General features: G+C 67.1%; 21 protein-coding genes. 10 read left to right on the forward strand and 11 right to left on the reverse strand.

Annotation, left to right across the window (positions count from 1 at the left end):
- Positions 1 to 7: 7 nt before the first annotated feature.
- Entirely contained in the window at positions 8 to 1,054 is a 1,047-nt protein-coding gene (locus QMC96_09505; protein ID MDI6876992.1) for a PAS domain S-box protein, read from the forward strand.
- A 6-nt stretch (positions 1,055 to 1,060) separates the two neighbouring features.
- On the opposite strand, the gene queC is transcribed toward QMC96_09505, so the two are convergent.
- Positions 1,061 to 1,759: a 7-cyano-7-deazaguanine synthase QueC gene (gene queC, locus QMC96_09510; protein MDI6876993.1), complete on the reverse strand. Its 699-nt coding sequence runs from the start codon at positions 1,757 to 1,759 to the stop codon at positions 1,061 to 1,063.
- 100 nt (positions 1,760 to 1,859) lie between these two features.
- Here queC and QMC96_09515 point away from each other — a divergent pair, with 100 nt between their 5' ends.
- Complete coding sequence (locus QMC96_09515; GenBank protein MDI6876994.1) at positions 1,860 to 2,846, forward strand: hypothetical protein; 987 nt, start codon at positions 1,860 to 1,862, stop codon at positions 2,844 to 2,846.
- 14 nt (positions 2,847 to 2,860) lie between these two features.
- Here the strand turns inward: QMC96_09515 and QMC96_09520 are convergent, their stop codons facing one another.
- Positions 2,861 to 3,628: a DUF169 domain-containing protein gene (locus tag QMC96_09520; protein MDI6876995.1), complete on the reverse strand. Its 768-nt coding sequence runs from the start codon at positions 3,626 to 3,628 to the stop codon at positions 2,861 to 2,863.
- A gap of 452 nt (positions 3,629 to 4,080) precedes the next feature.
- Here QMC96_09520 and QMC96_09525 point away from each other — a divergent pair, with 452 nt between their 5' ends.
- A complete protein-coding gene (locus QMC96_09525) occupies positions 4,081 to 5,349 on the forward strand; it encodes a glycosyltransferase (GenBank protein MDI6876996.1) in 1,269 nt (422 codons plus the stop codon).
- A 691-nt stretch (positions 5,350 to 6,040) separates the two neighbouring features.
- The gene (locus QMC96_09530) at positions 6,041 to 6,811 is read left to right on the forward strand and encodes a PrsW family intramembrane metalloprotease (GenBank protein MDI6876997.1); all 771 of its coding nucleotides are present in this window, start codon (positions 6,041 to 6,043) and stop codon (positions 6,809 to 6,811) included.
- A 32-nt stretch (positions 6,812 to 6,843) separates the two neighbouring features.
- On the opposite strand, the gene QMC96_09535 is transcribed toward QMC96_09530, so the two are convergent.
- Together QMC96_09535 and QMC96_09540 are read right to left on the reverse strand one after the other, a co-directional pair.
- Positions 6,844 to 8,019, reverse strand: coding sequence for an inorganic phosphate transporter (locus QMC96_09535; protein ID MDI6876998.1), 1,176 nt, complete (start codon positions 8,017 to 8,019; stop codon positions 6,844 to 6,846).
- Between the two features lie 6 nt (positions 8,020 to 8,025).
- Complete coding sequence (locus QMC96_09540; GenBank protein MDI6876999.1) at positions 8,026 to 8,667, reverse strand: DUF47 family protein; 642 nt, start codon at positions 8,665 to 8,667, stop codon at positions 8,026 to 8,028.
- 701 nt (positions 8,668 to 9,368) lie between these two features.
- Here QMC96_09540 and QMC96_09545 point away from each other — a divergent pair.
- On the forward strand, positions 9,369 to 9,671 hold the full coding sequence (locus QMC96_09545; protein MDI6877000.1) for a hypothetical protein: 303 nt from the start codon (positions 9,369 to 9,371) through the stop codon (positions 9,669 to 9,671).
- Between the two features lie 7 nt (positions 9,672 to 9,678).
- On the opposite strand, the gene QMC96_09550 is transcribed toward QMC96_09545, so the two are convergent.
- Positions 9,679 to 10,461 (reverse strand): aminotransferase class III-fold pyridoxal phosphate-dependent enzyme, encoded by a 783-nt coding sequence (locus QMC96_09550; protein ID MDI6877001.1) that lies wholly within the window; start codon positions 10,459 to 10,461, stop codon positions 9,679 to 9,681.
- Between QMC96_09550 and QMC96_09555 the strand changes: the two genes are divergently transcribed.
- Complete coding sequence (locus tag QMC96_09555) at positions 10,385 to 11,068, forward strand: hypothetical protein (protein MDI6877002.1); 684 nt, start codon at positions 10,385 to 10,387, stop codon at positions 11,066 to 11,068. The two genes, QMC96_09550 and QMC96_09555, sit on opposite strands and share 77 nt — an antisense overlap.
- Positions 11,069 to 11,495: 427 nt before the next feature.
- Positions 11,496 to 11,666 carry a hypothetical protein gene (locus QMC96_09560; protein MDI6877003.1) on the forward strand — a complete coding sequence of 57 codons (171 nt, stop codon included), beginning with the start codon at positions 11,496 to 11,498 and terminating at the stop codon, positions 11,664 to 11,666.
- A gap of 136 nt (positions 11,667 to 11,802) precedes the next feature.
- Here QMC96_09560 and QMC96_09565 read toward each other — a convergent pair whose 3' ends face one another.
- Positions 11,803 to 11,979 (reverse strand): hypothetical protein, encoded by a 177-nt coding sequence (locus tag QMC96_09565; GenBank protein ID MDI6877004.1) that lies wholly within the window; start codon positions 11,977 to 11,979, stop codon positions 11,803 to 11,805.
- Positions 11,980 to 12,273: 294 nt separating this feature from the next.
- Between QMC96_09565 and QMC96_09570 the strand changes: the two genes are divergently transcribed.
- The gene (locus tag QMC96_09570) at positions 12,274 to 12,534 is read left to right on the forward strand and encodes a hypothetical protein (GenBank protein ID MDI6877005.1); all 261 of its coding nucleotides are present in this window, start codon (positions 12,274 to 12,276) and stop codon (positions 12,532 to 12,534) included.
- A gap of 66 nt (positions 12,535 to 12,600) precedes the next feature.
- On the opposite strand, the gene QMC96_09575 is transcribed toward QMC96_09570, so the two are convergent.
- The 3 genes from QMC96_09575 to QMC96_09585 all read right to left on the reverse strand — a co-directional run bounded on the left by QMC96_09575 (position 12,601) and on the right by QMC96_09585 (position 17,050).
- Complete coding sequence (locus tag QMC96_09575) at positions 12,601 to 13,035, reverse strand: response regulator (protein MDI6877006.1); 435 nt, start codon at positions 13,033 to 13,035, stop codon at positions 12,601 to 12,603.
- 226 nt (positions 13,036 to 13,261) lie between these two features.
- A complete protein-coding gene (locus QMC96_09580; GenBank protein MDI6877007.1) occupies positions 13,262 to 13,822 on the reverse strand; it encodes a tetratricopeptide repeat protein in 561 nt (186 codons plus the stop codon).
- Positions 13,823 to 14,596: 774 nt separating this feature from the next.
- Positions 14,597 to 17,050, reverse strand: a complete 2,454-nt coding sequence (locus tag QMC96_09585; protein ID MDI6877008.1) for a PAS domain S-box protein — start codon at positions 17,048 to 17,050, stop codon at positions 14,597 to 14,599.
- 229 nt (positions 17,051 to 17,279) lie between these two features.
- Here QMC96_09585 and QMC96_09590 point away from each other — a divergent pair, with 229 nt between their 5' ends.
- The gene (locus QMC96_09590) at positions 17,280 to 17,888 is read left to right on the forward strand and encodes a hypothetical protein (protein MDI6877009.1); all 609 of its coding nucleotides are present in this window, start codon (positions 17,280 to 17,282) and stop codon (positions 17,886 to 17,888) included.
- Here the strand turns inward: QMC96_09590 and QMC96_09595 are convergent.
- On the reverse strand, positions 17,885 to 18,142 hold the full coding sequence (locus QMC96_09595) for a pro-sigmaK processing inhibitor BofA family protein (GenBank protein ID MDI6877010.1): 258 nt from the start codon (positions 18,140 to 18,142) through the stop codon (positions 17,885 to 17,887). The two genes, QMC96_09590 and QMC96_09595, sit on opposite strands and share 4 nt — an antisense overlap.
- Before the next feature lie 52 nt (positions 18,143 to 18,194).
- A complete protein-coding gene (locus QMC96_09600; GenBank protein MDI6877011.1) occupies positions 18,195 to 19,085 on the reverse strand; it encodes a hypothetical protein in 891 nt (296 codons plus the stop codon).
- 63 nt (positions 19,086 to 19,148) lie between these two features.
- Between QMC96_09600 and QMC96_09605 the strand changes: the two genes are divergently transcribed.
- Positions 19,149 to 20,780 (forward strand): PAS domain S-box protein, encoded by a 1,632-nt coding sequence (locus tag QMC96_09605; protein ID MDI6877012.1) that lies wholly within the window; start codon positions 19,149 to 19,151, stop codon positions 20,778 to 20,780.
- Positions 20,781 to 20,783 lie beyond the last annotated feature (3 nt).

Raw genomic sequence — 20,783 nt, forward strand, 5'->3', positions numbered from 1 at the left:
GGGCGCCATCGAGGCCGTTCGGGACGTCACCGAGCAGAAGAAGGCGGAGGAGGCGCTCCGGGAGAGCGAGGAGCTCTTCCGCACCCTGGTGGACAGCATGGTGGACGCCACGCTGATCATCGACTGGTCGGGCACCGTGCTCTTCGCCAACCGTGCGGCGATCCGGCTCGTGGGGCTGACGTCTTCCGAGGAGAGCGTGGGGCGCAGTGTGATGGAGTTTCTGGCGCCGGAGAGCCGCGGAGCGGTCGCCCGCGATCTCGCCCTGGTGAGCCAGGGCCGGGGCGGATTCCTGGCGGAATACCGGATTCTGACGGCGGATGGCAGGATCCGCTGGGTGGAGTCCCTCGGGACCCGGATCCGGTTCCGGGGATCCACCGCCGACCTCGTCTCTCTCCGGGACATCACCGAGCGGAAGGTGGCGGAGGAGGCGCTCCGCACCAGCGAGGAGAAGTTCCGGGCGGTCTTCCACAACGCCAACGATGCGATCGTCCTGAACGAGCTCACTCCGGACGGGATGCCGGGGAGGTTCATCGAGGTGAACGATCTCGCCTGCACGCGGCTCGGATACTCGAGGGAGGAGTTCCTGGAGATGACGCCGGCGGACATCGGTCTTCGGGAGTTCATCGACCGGCACCCTGAACTGCTCCAGGATCTCCGTTCGGGGAAGGCGATCACGTTCGAGATAACGCTCGTCTCGCGGGGAGGCGTGCAGATTCCGACGGAGATCAGCTCTCACGTCTTCAGCCTGGCCAACCGCCCGGTGATCCTTTCCATCGCGCGGGACATCACGGAGCAGAAGCTGAACGAGCACGTGGAGAAGAAGGCCTTCGAGCAGATCGAGAAGAACATCAGCCAGCTGGCGATCCTGGGCGATCACATCCGCAACCCCCTGGCGGTGATCGTCGCCCTGGCGGACATGGACGAGACGGAGCACGGGAAGCAGATCGTGGAGCAGTGCGCCATCATCGACGACCTGATCACCCGTCTCGACAAGGGCTGGATCGAGTCGGAGAACGTGCGGAACTTCATCCGCAAACACTACAGGTTGAGCTAAAAGCCGTCAGTCCGCCCCGTACGGCAGGGGGTCCCGGGCTCCGGCGTCGCGGAAGGCCTCCAGCCGCTCGACGCAGGCTCCGCACCGTCCGCAGGCGAGTTCCTCCCCGCGGTAGCAGGTCCAGGTGTCGGCGTAGTCCACGCCGAGTTCGAGGCCGATCCGCACGATGTCCCCCTTGGTGAGGTAGAGGTAGGGGGCCTCCAGGATCAGGTCGCTCCAGTCCGCCAGGTGAAAGGCGGTCTGCATGGCGGTCACGAAGACCGGGCGGCAGTCCGGGTAGATGGGGTGGTCGCCCGCGTGGGCTCCGTAGAAGAGGCGCCGTGCCCCGATCCCGATCGCGTAGGCTCCCGCCAGGGAGAGGAAGACCATGTTGCGGTTCGGGACGACCGTCTGCCGCATCACGTCCTCGGCGTAGTGGCCCGACGGCACCGCCCGCTCCGCCCGCGTCAGGGCCGAGGGGGCGAGTTCGTTCAGGAGAGGGAGGTCGAGCACGCGGTGGGGCACGTGCAGCCTCCGGCACGTCCTCTCCGCGCATGCGATCTCGCGGCGGTGCTTCTGGCCGTAGTCGAAGGTGACGGCGTGGACCTCGTAGCCCCGCCGCACCAGATCGTAGAGGAGCGTGGTGCTGTCCAGACCCCCGGAGACGATCGCCACCGCGTTCCCGGAACCGTGCGGCGGGAGGCGCGGCATGTCTTCACGCTGCATACTCCGGAAGGTGTTGGCGCGGACGGCACATTATACTTCACCCCCGGTCCCTGCCCGGGCGGCAGAAACGATTATCAGAAGGGCGGAGGGATGGGCATCCATGCGCTGCCGGCAGGTGATCGTTCTCCTGGCCGTCCTTGCCGTCCTCGTGTCGCCCGCCCCGGCTCACGTGCCCCTGGAGGCGGGGGACAACGGGAGCCTGGCGTCTGCGACACGGATCAGCGATCCGACCCGATCCTACGCGATCTACGCTCGACTGCACGAGGGCAGCGAGGCGCAGTACTACGCCCTCGCGATGGAGGGCGGCGAGGAGCTCCGCCTCTCGCTGATGGTGCCGCGTGCCGGGGTCGATGCTCCCGATCTCGTGGTCATGGGCCCCGGCATCGAGTCCTCCGGAAGCGTGCCCTCCTCCGTGGAGGTTCCGCCCGGCTACGGGGCGGTCGTCGTGCGGGGAGTTTCCCCGGAGCAGGCGGAGTACGAACCCTTCACCCCCTCCGCCATCTACGAGGCGGCCGCCTTCTCGCGGGAGATCGAAGTTCCCGGCACCTACTACGCAGTCGTTCTCAACCCCGGCGGGAGCGGGGAGTACAGCCTTGCCGTGGGATACCGCGAGGAGTTCACGCCCCTCGAGTGGCTGTCGATCCCGTTCGACCAGATCCGCATTCACCTCTGGGAGGGCCAGCCCCTCTGGCTCATCCTCTCGCCCCTGATCCTGGTCCTCCTGGGGGGCATCGGGTTCGCCCTGGTGCGGCGGCGGGGAGGTCTCACCCCCTTCTCCCTCCTGGCGGGGCTGGCCGGGCTGCTCTACATCGGGACGGGCGGTATGACGCTTCTCCAGATGGGGATTGCCCTCTCCCGCACCGGCTTCGCGGGTTCAGCCCTGCTCACTCTCGTCTTTGCGGCAGTTCCCATCCTGCTGGGTGCTGCCGTCCTCCGCCTCGCCCGGAAGGAGCGGCCCCGTTCCTGCGCCCGGGAGCGGGTGTATCTGGCGGTCGCCGGGCTCCTGGGACTCCTCTCGTGGGCCGGGCTCGTTATCGGGCCTATCCTGGCCCTTATCGCCGGCGGCCTTCCCCGGCGGTTCTCCTGACGGCGGATCGGGGATCACCGCCGCTCGGGAAACGCCACATGAGGCCGCTTCCCGATGAACGAGCGGTCGATGTTCGCGGCCATGCGCAGCGCCGTGAGAATGGGGATGCCGATCGCCAGGTAGTCGGGCGGGATCGCCCAGTTGGTGGTGGGATCCTGCGGACCCAGGAAGACGGTCTCCTTCGGCGCCTTCTCCGCCATGCCGGCGGGGTAGGTGACGAGGGTGGCGCACGACGGGCCCCAGGGGACGATCACGGGGGAGAAGAGGTCCTCGCGGTCGAAGTGCGCCAGCGCCGCCAGGTTGCGGATCGTCTGGGCGTCCCCGAAGCAGCAGAGGGAGCGGATGCCGGGGTGCCGTTCTCCGAGCGCCTCGCAGTGCTGGATCACGGTGTACTTCCCCGGCGGCGTGATCGTTCCCACTGCCCGGAAGTTCCTGTCGACCAGTTCGGGGCTCTCCTTGAGGTATTCCGCCGCCCCGCCGCGGATGTCCGCCCTCCCCGTGGAGACGAAGTAGCGGATGTATTCCGGAGCCTCGCCGTAGCCCATGTGGGTGATCCCGCCGGGACAGCACCCCTCCCGCTCCTCGCCGCCCAGGTAGACGGCGGGGATATCGGCGGCGGTCGCCATCCGGTACATCGCCGCCGCGATGCAGCGGTGCACGCGGGAGAGGTGCACGGCCCCTTCGGGCACGTTCCCGGAGCCGTAGATGCAGAGGGGTTTTGCGGTGAGGCGGAACGCCGACGCCAGGCGCCGCCCCACCTCCTGAATGGTCGTTCTGCTCATGCCGGATAACCCTGGACCGCGATGGGGAAAAATGCTTGCGGATATGCGGGGCGGGGATGAACGTACCTCTCCCCGCCCGTGCACGGTCTCTGTACGACGCGTCTCTGCCGGTGCGGGCACGGTTCCCGCGGGGCAGTGGCGGAGGGGGTCCGGGCCGCCCTCCGGTGGAGCGGGGGAGGTACAGCCTCTTCCAGCACGTCCGGGCCCGTCGGCAACGGCGATTGCGCCATCGTGCGCACCGCCGCACCGGGATCGGCGGGCCGCACGGGATCCAGATATGCGTTTCGGTTATGGAATAGGTGCGGAATACGCACATCGGAAAAAAAATGTATATTTTTCGTTCTTTATTCCATCAATTAATATTAATGCATTTTTATTAATTTTTGGTAATATTTATAACTCCCCGGGCGAAACACCTGTGCAACGCACTACGATACCGGGGAGAGACGAACATGGCGTTCCTGGAAGGCATCACCTGCATCTGCGACAACGGAAAGAGGCTCGAAGACCACCGCCCCATCGTGGGGGATGCGGTGATGGCGGAGATCTACCGCAAGGCGGAATCCCTCCGCGGCAGGAGCATCATCCACGTCAACTCCACCTACCAGAGCGGCGGGGTGGCGGAGATGATCCTCTCCCTCGTTCCCCTCCTGAACGATGCCGGGATCCGCACCGAGTGGAAGATCCTGACCGGCAGCGGGGACTTCTTCACCGTCACCAAGAGCTTCCACAACGGGCTGCAGGGCGAGGCGATCCCGCTCACGGATGCGGATAAAAGGCTCTACCTCCGCACGAACGAGGAGTTCTCCCGCCTTCTTCCGATCGACTGCGACTGCGTGGTGGTCCACGATCCCCAGCCCCTGCCCCTGATCCAGTTCTACGAGAAGAGGCAGCCCTGGATCTGGCGCTGCCATGTGGATCTCTCCCATCCCCAGATGCACCTCTGGGAATTTCTGCAGGAGTTTGTCATGAAGTACGACCGGATGGTGGTCTCCCACGAGCAGTACCGCCGCGACAACCTGCCGCTCCCGCAGCGGATCTGCCATCCGGCCATCGATCCTCTCTCCGACAAGAACCGCGACCTGACCGACGAGGAGGTGGCGGCGATCCTCCGGGAGTTCGATGTGCCGACGGACAAACCCCTGATCACCCAGATCTCGCGGTTCGACAAGTGGAAGGATCCCGAAGGCGTGGTCGAGGTCTTCTGCCGCGTGCGGGAAGAGGTGGACTGCCGCCTGGTGCTCTGCGGCAGCATGGCGCCCGACGACCCGGAAGGATGGACGATCTACCGCGGCGTCGAGGAGAAGGCCCGGGACCTGCTGGAGAGCGGGGACGTCCTCCTGATCACCGTCGAGAACAACCTGCTCGTGAACGCCCTCCAGCGGGCGTCCGCCGTGATCCTCCAGAAGTCCCTGCGGGAGGGGTTCGGGCTCACGGTCACCGAGGCGCTCTGGAAGGGCAGGGCGGTCGTCAGCTCCCGCGTGGGCGGCATCCGCCTCCAGATCCAGGACGGCGTGAGCGGGTTCCTGCTGGAGCCGACGGATACGGAGGGGTTTGCGGCGAGGGTCGTGCAGATCCTCCGGGATCCGGCGCTCGCGGAGCGGCTCGGGCGGAACGGGAAGGAGTACGTGCGGGAGCACTTCCTCATCACCCGCAAGCTCCTGGACTACCTGGACATGCTGAACGAGGAGCTCGGGCGGACGCAGGAAGCCTGCACCTGACGCTCTCGCCAATTTTTTTCCTCCGTATCGCGATCAGACGGCCATTCGACCAACCGTTTATTCTCTCACGCCCGACAGGCGGTGGAAGGATGCGGTGCAGGTTCGTCCCGCCACACCTGCCTTCCTTCGACGCGCAGCCTCGATTGCCGCAGCGGATCAGGAGAGATCTGGGCGGAGACACGCAGCCGAACGCCCGGGCATAGAGACGAGAAGTTCGGCCAGCAGTTCCGCCGCAGGGGCGGGAGCACGGCAGAGAATTCCGCGGCTCCACTGTCTCTGGAGGCTGTCGCGGCAACGGGGTGGGGGCAGTTGGGGGGGAGCGCCCCCCTCCGGCGCGATAAACCCATGGATGTCCTGCGGAGAGCATGGATTCCCCGCGGAGAGGGCGATTCCGTCCCCGTTCTGGGTGGCATCCCGTTGTCCGTGCTATCCTGCCCGCTCCTGCCGCACCAGCAGGAGAGGGGCACCGGGGGAGGGAGCAGGAGATCCCCTCCCCGCCGCTGGGCGTGCTCCGGGCGGGAGGGTGATGGCAGCGCCTGCAGACCGCATCGCCCCCCCTTCCTCCGCATGTTCGCCGCGCACTGCAGCCTCATCCTCCGGGATGCCGCCAGGAATGCGCTCTCCGTCCCCTACGTTCTCCGGAGGCAGCACGGGAAACCTTCTTTACCCGGCCGCCCTCCAGGGAATATGTATGCCCTCCGACGGGATCCTCCTTGTTCTCGGCGCCGTCATCGCGGTGGGATTCGCCTACATCCTCCTCTGCTGGGTGCGGGGCATGGAGATCTACCGCCGGGAGACCTGCCCCGACGTGATGAAGGCTTTTCTATACGGGGGGATCGTCGCCGTCCTGGGCGCCCTCGTCCTCTCCAGCATCCTGCTCTTTCCCCTGCAGGGGTTCGGGGATGCGATGCCCTTCGACATGACTGTCGTCGGGGTCGTCGGGGCGGTCGTCGTGGCGCCGATCTCGGAGGAGCTCGTCAAGGCGACGGGCATCCTGGCGATGCGGTCCCGCCTCACGGAGGTGGAGAACGGGATCGTCTACGGCGCCGCCGTGGGTCTCGGGTTCGCCGCGACGGAGAACATCCTCTACTTCTCCGCCGCCATCGCCGCCGCCGGGGCGCTGGGGCTCGTCGTGACGGCGATCGTGCGGTCCCTCACCTCCACGTTCCTCCACCTGGGGGCGACGGGGCTCGCGGGCTACGGCATCGGGCTCTACTACGGGGCGGGAGGAAGGGCACGGACCTGGGGCGTCTACCTCCTGGGCGCCATGGCGGTGCATGCGGCTTTCAACCTCTTCGCCAGCGCCCAGGCCTTCGCCGCGACGCTCGAGGGGCAGCTGATCATCGCCCTGCTGGGTCTCCTCGCCGCTCTCGTCCTGACCTGGTCGATCTTCGGCTGGCTGCGGCGGAAGATCCACACGCTGGACCGGGCATCGGCGCCGCCCGCCCTCCAGGGGAGCTGAACGATACAGCATCCCGCGCATCGCGCACCGACTCAGGCGGGGATCCCCAGCACCAGCATGCAGAGGAGCCAGGAGATGAGAGCGGCGAGGGGAATTGTGACGATCCAGGCAGCAACGATCCCGCGGACCACGCTCCACTGAACGGCATCCACGCCCCGTGTCGCCCCGACGCCGATGATCGAACCGCTGATCACCTGCATCGAGGAGAGCGGCATCCCGATCAGCGTCGCTCCCACGATCACCGCCCCGCCGGCGGCCGAGGCGGCGAATCCCTGGTATGGTCGGATACGGGTGATCTCCATCGCCAGCCTCTTCACCACCCGCCAGCCTCCGAAAAGCGTCCCGAGTGCGATCACCGCCGCCGACGCGGCGATCGCGCCGGTCGATACGGTGAATGCGGGGACGAAGCCTGCCGAGAGGAGGAGCGCCGAGATCATGCCCGCCGCGATCTGGCCGTCATGGGAGCCGTGCCCGACCCCCTGAAAGGCTGCGGCCAGGATCTGAAGCGGCTGGAAGATTCTCCGCGTCTTCGTTCTGGAGGAATGGCGGAAGAGATGGGAGATGAGGATATTGAAGAGGCAGGCCGCCAGGAATCCCAGGACAGGGGAGATCAGGATGAAGACGACAATGGCCAGGAGCCCTGTGATCTCGCCCCTGTCCCGGAGAAGCAGCGCGGTGATGGCGATAGAGATGCCAAACGCCATTCCGGCAAGGACGGGAATCCGGACCGGCATTTTCAGGGAGAGGGCGACCGCCCCGAGGAGCATGCCGCCGGCGAAGGCCCCCAGCAGGGCGTAACCCGTCAGGGTCTGCAGGGCTGCGGGATCGGGGAGGATCAGGGCCGTCAGTCCTCCGGAGGCGATCGCGGCCCCGATCAGTCCGCCAATCAGGGACTGGTTGGCCGAGACGGGGAATCCCAGGGATGCGGAGAGGAGGAGAAGAGCGAGCGCGGTCGCGAGAGCGGTCGTCAGGATCAGCGGGGTCAGGCTGTCGGGGTTCACGATGCCGGTCCCGATGGTGCGGGCCACCGCGGTTGCGAGGACGAAGGGCCCGACGAAATTGGCGGCGGCGGCGAGCACCACCGCCCTCTCGGGAGAGAGACTGCGTGTGGCGACAGGGGTGGCGATGGCGGTTCCGGCATTGACGAGTCCGTTGGCGAACGTGAAGAGGAGGGCGAGGACGATGCCAGCGAGAACGAGGGCGTCCATATGCGGTCAGGCATAGGATCGGGATATCTCGAAGAGCACGTGCCCGAGGTCGTTGCACTTCTCCAGTACCGACGCCATGCTCTCGTAGATGTCTTTCAGCTTGATGATCCGGACCGGGTCCCGCGTCTTGAACAGCTCGGGGGTGGCACGGGAGAGGAGATCGCTGCCCTGGTTCCAGAGGCGGTTGATCTCAACGCTGCGCGTCTGGAGTTCGGCGGGCCGCCTGACGATCCTGAGGACCTGAATGCCGTTCTGGATCTCGCGGGCGCTCGATGCGATCAGGAGAGAGAATTCTTTTAGAGGTGCATTCGGCTCATCGATATCGTAGTTGCAGATCTGATGCCCGACCCAGTCGATGCGGTCCAGAACGTCGTCGAGCGCCGACGCCAGACGCGCGATCTCTTCGGGTTCGAGCGGCGTGATGAGGGAGCGGTTGAGGCTCTCGAAGATCTGGCGGGTGATCCCGTCACCGTTGTGCTCCAGCACCCGGAGCCGCCGGCAGCTCGTCTGGTCCGGTGCGAGATCCGTCGTCAGAGCAACGAGGATATCCGCCGCCTCCACGATGGTCGTGGCCATCTCCTCGAAGAGCGAGAAGAAAACCTTCTCCTCGGGAAGGATGATGTCGCGCAGGTTGCCGGGAATGTGCATGGGGGTTTCGGATCTCAGGTTGTACGGCTACGGGAAAAGCAATGCTATTTGGTCATGCCATCGATGCCGAACCGATACCCTCCCGGATCCCGGAGAAGGGGGAATGATCCTCCCTGCGCCTCTCCGCTGCCGGAGATGCGGTCGATGCGGCGATTCCGCCGGAGGAGTGTATCGGAATGCGGAAGGCAATCCTGCAGGATCGGATGGGGAGCCCCGTTCGGGCGGCGTGGCGGCAGCGGATCCTGTGCAGCCGAGCGCGGAACCCGTCGCGGCGGAGGCATTGTCGCTCGCTGGAGGGGAAAAGGTATGCGGAACCGGCCCTGTCGAAATCCTCATCGAGAGCCTGGTGACGGCTCTTCGGTATGCGCCGGGAGCGGGCTTCGCCCCTCCTTCGTGCGATGGAGAGGCTTCTCCCCGGTACTCGCCGTGCGGGCAGGTCGTCGATGGGTTCTCCGGGGGATCGGTGCGGGAACATGCCGGGAGATTCTCTGCAGAGCCGCGGGGCTCCCTCCTGCGCAGATCGGATGCCGCGGACGATCCGTTCTCTGCACCGCCCCGGCATCCTGTCGTGCAGCGGGAACGCTCCCTCCCCCCTCACCGCTTTCGCCCCGATCCTCCGCCCCGCTCCTGCACGGCGGGGACCGGCGGAATGCAGGGGCGCATGAGAAGGATCGAGCCACTCCCCCCCCACCTCTTCGCGGATGGCGGATGGGCTGATCGGACTCCCCTTCGTCCCCTGCCTCTCCGTCCGCATCGTGCGGAACTGCCGGAAGAACGCCTCTCCCTCCGCCTTCTCCGCCACCCTTCTCCGGCTGCGGGGAGACCTGGCAGAGCATCTTCGCCAGCCTGGAACGGAAGTTCCTGCGGCGGGAGGAGGTCTTGGCAGCACGCTCGCCACCCCCCTCTGCCCGGCTCCGCTGCTTTCGCGGATCACCGCCCCGATCGTCGCCGGGAACATCGTCGGGCGCCTGGTCCAAGGGGCATGCTGCGGGAGGGGGAGGTGAAGCGCTCCTAGGCGCTTTCGATCGCTTCCAGCGCGCCCTCCAGGATGGCGAGCCCCTCCTCCACCTCGCGGCGGGTGATGTTCAGGGCGGGGGAGAGCCGCACGATGCGGTCCTGGATCAGGTTGACGATCAGCCCGCGGTGCAGGCATTCCTGCAGGAGCCGCTCGGCCGCCCCGGGATCGGCGAGTTCCATCGCGGCGAGCAGCCCCCGCCCCCGGACGCCCCGGATCCTGTCGGGATCCTCAGCATGCCAGCGGCGCATGCGATCGAGGATGACCGATCCCATCGCCTCCACGTTCCGGGGGATATCCTTCTCCAGGAGTTCGTTCAGGACCGCATGGGCGACGGCGCAGCCCAGCGGGTTGCCGCAGTAGGTGCCTCCGTGGTCGCCCCTCCCGAGCCGGGCGGCCACCCCCTCGGTGAGGGCAAAGGCCGCGAAGGGGAACCCGCCGGCGATCCCCTTGCCCATGGTCAGGAAGTCCGGCTCCACGTCGTGCCCGCTGATGGCAAAGAGGGGGCCCGTGCGGCAGAACCCCGTCTGGATCTCGTCCACGATCAGCAGGCTCCCGTTCTCGTGGCAGAGCACCGACATCTCCTCCAGGCAGCCTTCCGAGGGGACGTTCACCCCGCCCTCCCCCTGGATGGGCTCGACGATCACCGCCGCGACGTCCCCGTCGAGCGCCTCCGCCAGAGCGGCCGGATCGTCGTAGGGGATGAAGCGGAAGTTCGGCATCCGCGGCTGGTACCTGTCGCGGTGCTTCGGCTGGCCGGTCGCGGACGCGGTGCCGATCGTCCGTCCGTGGAAGCCTCTGCAGGGTGGAGATGACGTCGGTCCTGGCAGTGACCTTGCGGGCCAGCTTGATGGCGGCGTCGTTCGCCTCCGCTCCGCTGTTGCAGAAGAAGACGCGGGTGAGGGGCGGCGGCAGCAGAGGCACCAGGCGGGAGAGGAGCCGGGCCCGCACTGGGGAGTAGGTGAGCCCGGAGTTGGGGTTCTGGAGGATCTTCTTCCCCTGCTCCACGAGAGCGGCATAGACCGGCGGCGCGGCGTGCCCGAGGCAGGTGACGCCCCAGCCGGCGGTGAAGTCCAGATACCGTCTCCCGTTCTCGTCCCAGACGTAGACCCCTTCCCCCCGCTCGATCGCGATCGGGAGCCTGGCGGCGAAGGGCGGCATGTGGCGATCCTCGATCGCCATGGTGGATGCGGCATCGTCCATACTGCGTCCCGTTCTCCCTGCACCCGGGCGGATCGCTGCGGCTGCCCGTCGGGATGTCCGCGGGACCCGGATCCCGTGCAGGATCGTACTGTCGACCTGCAGGTATTTAAGGCCCTATCGAACTCCCGCGGGAAGACGGACGGGCCGTCTCCCGGGCGGGTTCCGCCCCGGAGAGGGCGATAGCCGGGAGCGCCGGGTCGGACCGCGCTCCGCATGGAAAAACCGCCGATCCGCCCAACGCACGGGAGAAGAGGGCGCGGGCGGATCGATGGCAGGCGAACGGGAGGAACCTCGAACCCGCCTCTCCCCCACCACGGTGGCGGGGAGACGAATCCCGGCTCCCGCAGTGCGGTCCTGCACCCTCCGGGGGAGACGCCTCCTTCTCCCGGGGCCGGCCCGTCCGCCGGCAGCATTGCCATGCGCGACTGCTGCAGCTCCTTTCCCTGATTCGAATCGCTCCTGCCGTATTTTCGAGAGAATCGAAATCTGGAAAGTATTTATGCAGATATGGCAGAGTTCATGTACCTTTGGGGATGGGGATCGGGAAGACCCCGATCCGGGACGGATCTCCAGACGCAGTTCAAGGTCAACAGGACGAGAGTGTGAACCGATGCCGACATTTACATGCAACCACGAGGGTACAGGATTTGCATCCGCCAGACCGTACGTGCTCCAGATGCGGAAGATGGACTGCTCAACGCCGCTCTGCTTCGTCTGCGGGCGCATCATGATGCGCGTGGCGGACGAACAGGCTCCCCAGACGAGGATCATCGTGCAGTAACCGACAGAGGCACGCAGCCGGAGAGTGCCCGGGCAGCGCCGGACCGCACGGCTCTCCGCTTTTTTTCCCGGGGCATCCGCCCCCTCTTCTCCCCTGCCGCTCCTGCACGGGCGGCAGCGAGCGAGCGCCGCCTGCACTACTCGATCAGGCGATCGTGGTCTGCACCGCGGTAAAAGGTCACCCTGCCGCACTTCTCGCAGTCGACGGGGATGGTCTGGATCCTTCGAACGCAGCGATCGACGACGGACTTCCGGACCGCCCGGGAAGAGCGGCAGAACCGGCAGGTGGCAATGTAACCAGCGTGATTGTCCAATTGGCCTCCCTCCCTGCAGAGATGCGCCACGCACTCTCGCTGACCGGGATCTGGGTCGGGATTATTGAAATATCTTTACAATTATATTTTACCCGTTATAATCCGAGTTCATCAGCAGTCTGCCCCGCATGCTCTCCGTGCATGCCCGTTGGGAATGGCGCCGACCCGTCCCGCACCGGGACTCGGGGTTGCGCGGCACCCTCCCCCGATCCGTCCAGCGCGGCATCCGGTTTTTATCTGCGGCATGCACCCGGAGGGAAGTTACTTCCCGTAAGGGCGGCAAAACAGTACAGAATGGAAGATCGGTTGAAGTCGATCCTGTTCGTGGCGGCGGGGGCGGGGATCATCCTGCTGGCGGGCATAAATCCGGCTGGGTATTTTCTCATCCTGATGGGCCTTGGGGCCCTGCTGGGCCTCTACCGCATGGACGAGCTCCGCCTGCGTTCCCGTGCCGGGTTGTCGTGGATCGCCCTCGGGATCGCGGGGGCGGTTCTGCTCTATGCAGTCTCGATCGGTGTTATCCTGACGATCGCGGGCGGGACGCCGTTACCCTGAGGCGGATGCGGTGCTGCACCCGCTCCGGGCATACGTGCGGGGGGCCCTTGGGGAGGGGTCCGCGCCCTATTTTCTTGTATCGAAGAACTCCAGGAACCAGCGGACGAACTCCATCAGCTGGCGCATGTCGGCGGGTTTGGTGATATAGTAGGTCGTGGGATACTGGGTTGCCTGGCTGTAATCCATCTCGTCTTTGGATCCGGTCAGCACCACCACCGGTATCTTCTTCAGGCGGGCGCTCGTCTTGATCTCATGGAGCACCTCCCGCCCGTCCTTTCGGGGAAGGTTGAGGTCGAGGAGGATCACATCCGGGGCGGAGACGGAGGCGTATTTCCCCTTCCTCTCCAGGAACTCCATCGCCTCCACCCCGTCCCCGACGGTGCTGAGGTGGTAGTGCATCCTCGACTCGCGGAACGCCTCCTCGATGGATCGCACGTCACCGGGGTTGTCTTCGACGAGAAGGATCCTCTTGGGCATCTCGAGTTGTCCTTCGTTCTTCATGATAGCCTCTAATGGGGCGGTGCAGAATAAAAAGATTCAGCCCGCACGCCTCCGCGGCGGGCGGGCGCCCCCGTCCCGGTGCGCGCCGGGTGAAGGGGATCGTCCCTTCCCGGGCTCCGGCCCGCCGCGGCGGTCGATGATCCGTTTGACGACGGGATACAGACGGCGACTCTGCGGCGTTATGCACGGCGGGCGGGAGGGGGGGCACCGCATCTGCCGCCGCTCCTCACCGTTCCGCCTCGATGCACCGCTCTGCGTTCAGCAACCCGGCTCGCGCGGAGGGGTAATCGGGTTCGAGCCGCAGTGCCTCGGCGTATGCCTTCTGCGCCTCATGGCACCGCTTCTGCGCCATGAGGAGATCGCCTTTGTTCTGCCAGGCGACGGCGAAGTCGGGGCGGATCTGCAGCGCCCGATCGTAGGACTCCATCGCCTCCTCGTAGCGCTTCAGGTTGAAGAGCGCCAGGCCCCGGTTGCACCACAGGGCCGGATCGTTGTCGCAGCCGTAGCGCAGCGCGGTATCGAACGTCTCGACGGCGCGGTCGTACTCTTTCCGGAGACCGAATACGACTCCTTTGTTGTTCCACGTCGCGCAGTGCTGCGGGCTGATCTCGAGCGCCTTGTTGAAGGCCAGAATGGCGCTTCCATAGTCCCCGCGTGAGGCAAGCGCCCTGCCCCGCTCGTTCCAGAGCGAGATCTCGTCGGGGGTTTCGGATCGGGGGATGGGCCAGGGCCAGACAAATACCGCCGGCAGGCATTTCAGCAGGGTCCAGGGTTGCTTGAGCACCATGCGGTGCGGAGTACTCGGTGCAGGGATAAAAACTGTTGGGGGCTATTGCCATGGCGCGGCCGTCCAGGCAGCGAAGGATCCTGCCCCGCACTCGCAGTTCCCGTCCGATTTCCGCCCGGAACGGGGAGGTGGGGCGGCCGTCTGCCCGAAGGAGGGGAACGGCATCGGCAGGGATGGCCCCACCCGTGCGGGGCGCCGCCACGGTCTCCGCCAGCACTGCCGGAACACTTCGGGGAGGCGGACAGCACGCCTCTCCGCACCCTGCGCCCGGGGCGGAAGATGCCCGGAGCCGCCTGCCAGCACCGCAGGGAGATCGCCCCGGTCCGGGGGAACGGTCGCCGTCTCCGGTTGCCCGCAGCGGCCGGCCGGGGAGCGTGGGGCGCACACGATCGACCGGTCTCGTCGAAGACCCGGCTGGGGGGGGGGCGGCTCGAACCGAACTCCGGATGTCCGGTTCAAAATCCTCGGTGTGAGGGATCCCGGGATTGCGGTGACGGGGGACACGTCCTGCCGTGCGGAGCGCCGGCGGAGAACGAGCCGGGGCAGCCTGCCGGCAGTCACCCCCGGTTGCCGAAGGGGTCCCGATGCTCCCTGTCCCGGTCGTGGTTGCCACCGGCGGGGGAAAACGGCTTCGCTCCCGCACGCGACCGCGGCGCCTACCGGAGCGAGGGATGCGGCCTCGTTCATGCGGGACGGCATCGATGGGAGGGAGGGCACGGCGCCGGCAGGGGGCGGGGACCGGGGATCGAAGCCCGCCGGCAGGGCTTCATGCGGTCACTGTTCGTCCGCGAGCGGCAGCGTGAAGAAGAAGGTGGTCCCCTTCCCGGGCTCGGACTCGACCCGGATGGCGCCCCCGTGCCGCTCCACGATCCGCTTGCAGATGGCGAGCCCGATCCCGGTGCCGGGATACCGATCCCGCCCGTGGAGCCGCTGGAAGATGACGAAGATGCGGTCGAAGTACTGCGGCTCGATCCCGATCCCGTTGTCGGCGACGGAGAACTCCGCCATCCCCTGCTGCCTCGCTGCCGATACCCGGATCCGCGGGGGTTCGTCCTCCCGCCGGAACTTGATCGCGTTGCTGATCAGGTTCGAGAAGACCTGGCGGATCTGGGACGGATCCCCCTTCACGCAGGGGAGGGGATCGCAGGTGACGGAGGCTTGGGACACCTCGATCTGAATCTGGAGGCTGGCGAGCACCTCCCTGAGCACCAGCTCCGCGTTCACCCTCCCGGGTGGACGCGCCCGTGTCGAGATGCGGGAGTATTCCAGCAGGTCGTTGATCAGCGCCTGCATCTGTTTGCCCGCATCCACGATGTAGTCGATGTACTCGTCCGCCTCCCTCCCCATCTGCCCCTTGTACCGCCGCTCCAGCAGCTGGGTGAAGGTCACGATGGTGCGGAGCGGCTCCTGCAGGTCGTGGCTGGAGACGTAGGCGAACCGCTCCAGGTCCTCGTTGGACCGCTTCAGGTTCCGGGCGTACTCCCGCAGGGCCTCCTCGGCCTGCTTGCGATCCGAGATATCGCGGAAGAAGACCTGGATCGCCGGTCGTCCGTCCGCGAGCGTGCGGGTGCCGCGCCCCTCGACCCAGGTGGACGTCCCGTCCAGGCGGAGGATGCGGAGCTGCTGCGGCGGCGTCTCCGCGCCTTCCAGGTCCCGCCCGATATTCCCCCGGACGATCTCCCTGTACGCCGGATGGACGATGCTCAGGATCTCCCGTCCGACGATTTCGGCAGGATCCGACGCCCGCAGCAGCTGCACCCCCGCGGGGTTGACGTACACGATCGTGCCATCGCGGTGGATCAGGATGGTATCCGCGGCGAGCTCCACCAGTTTGCGGTACTTCTCCTCGCTCTCCCGCAGCGCCTGCTCGATCCGTTTCCGCTCGGTGATGTCGCGGGCATTCACCACGAATCCCTGGATCTCGTCCCCCTGCAGGAGGCTCGCCCCCGTGACCTCCAGGAGGTGCCAGGTGCCGGAGGCGTCGGCGATCCGCACCTCGAGGTTCAGCTGCAGCAACGGCTGCGCCACCGCCTTCACGAACGCATCAACGACGGCCGGCACGTCCTCGGGATGCGTCATCTCCAGGATGTGCCGCCCGATCAGGCTCTCGGGCGCGTAGCCCCCGATGCGCCGCACCGAGGGGCTGGCGTAGGTGAGATGCCCGTCCGTGTCGAGGAGGACGATGATGTCGGAGGTGCGCTCGATGAGCATGCGGAACTGCTCCTCCCTCTCCCGCAGTGCCCCCTCCGCACGGTTGCGCTCCAGGGCGTGGGTGAAGAGCTCGGCGGCGACGCGGATGAGAACGATCTCCTCTTCCGTCCAGCGGCGGGGGTGCCGCACGGACTCGAGCCCGACCTGCCCCCGCACCACGCCGCCGGAGACGAGGGGCGCCGCCAGGATGGCCCGGATCCCGCCGCCCTCAAGGACTTCCCTCTCCGCCCCGGCCGCCGGCGGCAGCGCGGCGGCGCTCGGAACCCGGACCACCTCCCCCCTCCGCATCCGCTCCCTCCACCAGGGGCAGCGGTCGGAGGCCAGCGCCTCCGGGACGGCCCTGCGGGGCTCGATCCCCGAAGCGCACCACTCGTGGATGCAGGGGTGCGGATCGCCCCTCTCGCCCCCGACCTGCAGGTAGGCGCGGTCCGCCCCGCTGATGGCGCCCAGGGAGGCGACGGCATCCCGGATCTCACCGTGTGCGTTCTCCGCCGTCAGGTGGAGGAGGCGGTTCGAGAGCGTCACGATGTACTCGATCGCGCCGATCCTGCGGGTCGGCCCCGTCCGATCGGGGAGCCCCGTCGACTGCGCCAGCCCGCTCTGCCGTTCGGCATGTTTCCGCCGCGTGATATCGCGGAACGTGACCAGGATGGCGGTGCCGCCGCTGTAGACGATCTCTCCCGCCAGCCCCTCGGCCCACCGCTCCTCGCCACGGACGGTGCGGATGCGGTATTCGACCGGGACGCCGCCCCACCGCAGCCGTACCAGGGGAGGAACGCCGGAGTCCGCCGGATCGGAGAGAAACTCCCGCATGTTCCGCCCGATCAGCCCGGCGGGACTCTCCAGGCCCGCCAGGGTGGCCCCGGCCGGGTTCGAGAAGAGGATCGTGCCGTCGGGGGAGAGGACGAGCGTCGCGTCGATGAGGCTGTCCAGGAGGAACCGCGAGGGATCTCCGTCCCGGGGGTCTGCCGGAGGAGCCGGCGGTCCGCGGCGATCCTCTTCGGGTGGGAACGTCATGGCCGTGTTCGGACCGGGATATTTATAAAGATACTACTATGGGACCTTCGATAAAGGTTGCCCCTCCCGCGGATCGCCACCGCTGCCTCGCGGGGTCGGGCGGTATTCCTGGCGGCGCCGTCAGGGGCAGCCGTCGCCGCTCTCCTGCCGGGCGGTGGGGCGGGGCTCCGGGGGTGGACCGCTGCGGGTGCCCTGCCGGCGAGGAGGGGAAGAACGTTCCGGTTTTCCGGTGCGGCTATCCGGTGCGAAGGTCCGGACATCGGGCGATCCCCGCCGGCGGGCCGAACCCCGGGAACCCACGACGCCGATCAGGACGGACAGCGTTCCTGCACCCCCGGAGGGCTGTACGGGAAGGGCATCCTCCGTTGTCAACGCCGGCAGGGGTTCCGGCAGAGCGGACAGCCGGGGCATGGACCTCTCCCGGTATTCGGGTGCCCCATCCCGCCGGGGAGGGGGCAGCAACCTGGATATAGCCGTTCGATATACTCCCGGGCCGAGGGAACGCCGCACGTTTTGCGAGACGGCAGCGGATGCCGGGCGGACAGGTGCGGTCCTGCCGGCGCGCCCGGATCCGCGGAGGGGCCGCAGGCTGGTGCGGATCGTGCCGCCCTGCGTCGTCTTCTCCCTCGTCTACCTCGCCGCCATGGCCGCCTCGGCCTCGCTCCTCCAGGGGATCCGCACCGTCCCCTCCCTCTCGATCCGGGAGATCGGCTGCCGTCTCCTCAGCGGCTCCTGCCACGACCACCTCTGGTTCGTCGTCCTGATCGTCGAGCTCTCCCTGATCTACCCGCCCCGCATCCGGCGGGGCGGGCGGCGGGCAGCGGCATCCGCCTCCTAGATCTCCAGGGATATGCCGGCGAAGTAGAGGAGAAGGATGAGCGCCACGCCCACGATGCCGCCGATCGCGCTGATCAGGACCGTGATGATGTTGATGGGGATATCCGGCTGGAGAAAGATGTTGGCGATGAACAGCAGGAGCACGCCGACGATCGCGTTGACGACGAGGGATATGGCGTTGCGCAGGAACCAGTAGAGCACGACTGCGACGATGACGGCCAGAATGAGGATGACGATCCCTTCCAGGAGAGCCATGGAGGGCAGATGGCCGCCCTCCTATTAAAACATGGCGGAGGACCCGCCGCCTCTATCCCAGTTCCACCGCCGCCCGTGCGTCGAAGGGGTTCGTCCGCATGGCGAGCGAGAAGAGGTAGGGGTAGTTGTTCTTCAGGTGCTCCATGTAGTTCAGCCACTCGCGGATCAGGCAGCCGTAGACCCGTTCGATGTCGGTGCAGACGTGCGTCCGATCCGCACCGCTGCACTGCCCGAGGTCCTTTCTCCGCTGGAGCTCCTCGGCCAGGTGGAAGGTGGCCCGGAGGAGCTCCGTGAAGGACTCGTGCTCCAGGAGGAGCGGGTTCTCGAGCATGCGGACGAGGATGTCCTCCCTGCCGGCAAGATAATCCCGGAGGGCGACCAGATCCAGATCCTCCCCCCGGACCTGGGGCGGGTGCTCCGCGATTAGGTTCCGCACGCGGTCGAACTCCGCCGCCGTCCAGGTTCCCCGCACCACCAGCCGCCCGCGGATGTTCTCGAGCCCGGGATCGTGGTCCGATAGGAGGGCCAGAAGGTGCGTCCCCACGGCGCTGAAGAACACCCCGATGATCATGTTCAGCTTCTCCAGTCTCCGCCGTAGGTCCCGGCGCTCCAGGAGGCGGTGGATCACCAGCGTGACGAGCAGCACCTCGACCGGGAGGAACGCGATGTCTCCCAGGGTGTAGATGGCGATGTGGTGGAGATCGAGGAAGACCAGGTAGTGGGCGGTGTAGAGGAGGACCGACGCGACGATCAGCGCAGCGGCCAGGTAGAGCTCCCATGTGCGGATCTTCATGCTCTCTGCGGCCCCGGAGGGCGCGGGAGGTCTTCTTCCTTGCGGTGGCGCCCGGGCGGGCAGCCCCCGCACCGCGCTGGACCGCCGGCACGCCGGGGCCCGTCCGTTCACGGGGATCGCCGCGGACCCGGCGGCCAGCACCTTTCCCAAGGACAATGCTTATCATATAGCGGAGGGATGATCCTACATACCCTGATTTTTGGGCATGGAGCCATGCTGGAAGGTACGTCACCGGAAGAGCACCTGCGGAATCGCCCCGAAGATAGGGCACAGGAGGCCTCTGCGAAGCTCATGGCGGAGCTGCAGTCCATGCTCCAGGCGCTGGAATCCGAGAGCAGCCTGCGGAAGAAGGCCGAAGAGGGGCAGAGGGAGAGCGTTCGGAGGTACCGCAGTCTGGTGGAGCAGTCCCCCGACGCCATCATCCTCCACCGCGCCGGGACGATGGAGTATCTCAATCCGGCGGCCGTCCGTCTTTTCGGGGCTAAGAAGGCGGGCGATCTGATCGGCACCTCGATTCTGGAGCGGATCCATCCCGATCACCGCAGCCTCGTCCAGTCCCGCATGAACCGGCTCCTCCAGGGGAAGCGGATCCCGAGGAAGGAGCTGAAGCTCGTCGATATCCACGGGCGGGAGGTGGACGTGGAGGCCACGGGGGCGCTCGTGGGACCGGGCGGGGCGATCCAGACGATCCTGCGGGACGTCTCGAGACGGAAACGGGCGGACGAGGCGCTCCGGAAGAGCGAGGCCCGCTACCGCGAGCTCGTGGAGCTGCTCCACGAGGGCGTCGTGATCGTGGACCCGGAGGAGATCATCACGTTCGCCAACCCGCGGATGGCGGAGATGTGCGGCTGCCCGCTGCGGGATCTCATCGGGAGATCGTTCCTCAGCCTTGCCGACGCCGAGAACGCGGAGGCCGTGCGGAAGAGTCTCGGCCGCCGGAAGCGGGGCATGCAGGGGAGGTGCGAGGTGAGCCTGCGCAGGCAGGATGGAAGCCGGCTATACGTCTCCCTGCAGGCGTCGCCCATGACAGACGGGAGAGGCAGGCACGCCGGCTCTCTCGTCACCCTGGTGGACATGTCGGATCGCAAGCAGGCCGAGGAGGCCCTGCGGGAGTACGCCCGGAACCTGAAGCGGTCCAACGAGGACCTGGAGCGGTTCGCCTACGTCTCCAGCCACGACCTGCAGGAGCCGCTCCGCACCATCGTCACCTTCACCCAGCTGCTGGAGCGGCGGTACAAGGGGCAGATGGGGAGGGAGGCGGACGAGTACATCGACTACATCGTGGACGCGGGCAAACGGATGCAGGCGCTGATCAACGACCTGCTGGAATACTCGCGGGTGACCACCCGCGGAGGGGAGATCACGGAGTCTGACAGCGAGATGGCGCTGGAGCAGGCGATCTCCAACCTCCGCTCCCAGCTCGAGGAGTCGGGGACGGCGGTCACGCACGATCCGCTGCCCGCGGTGCTGGCGGATCCGCCCCAGCTGGTGCAGGTCTTCCAGAACCTGATCAGCAACGCGGTGAAGTACCGCCGCGAGGACGAGCCGCCGAAGGTCCACGTCTCGGCAGAGCGCCGCAACGGCTACGTGCAGTTCTCCGTCGCCGACAACGGGATCGGGATCGAGCCGCAGTACTTCGACCGCATCTTTGTCATCTTCCAGCGGCTCCACGGGCGGGAGAAGTACTCGGGGACGGGGATCGGGCTCGCCGTCGTGAAGCGGATCGTGGAGCGGCACGGGGGCGCCATCCGGGTCGAGTCCGAGCCCGGGAAGGGGGCCACGTTCTTCTTCACGCTGCCGGAGCCGCTGCGGACGGAGCCCGTGCAGAACTATGAGGCGGGGTGAAGG

The organism is Methanomicrobiales archaeon (assembly GCA_030019205.1).
In the GTDB taxonomy this organism is placed as follows: domain Archaea; phylum Halobacteriota; class Methanomicrobia; order Methanomicrobiales; family JACTUA01; genus JASEFH01.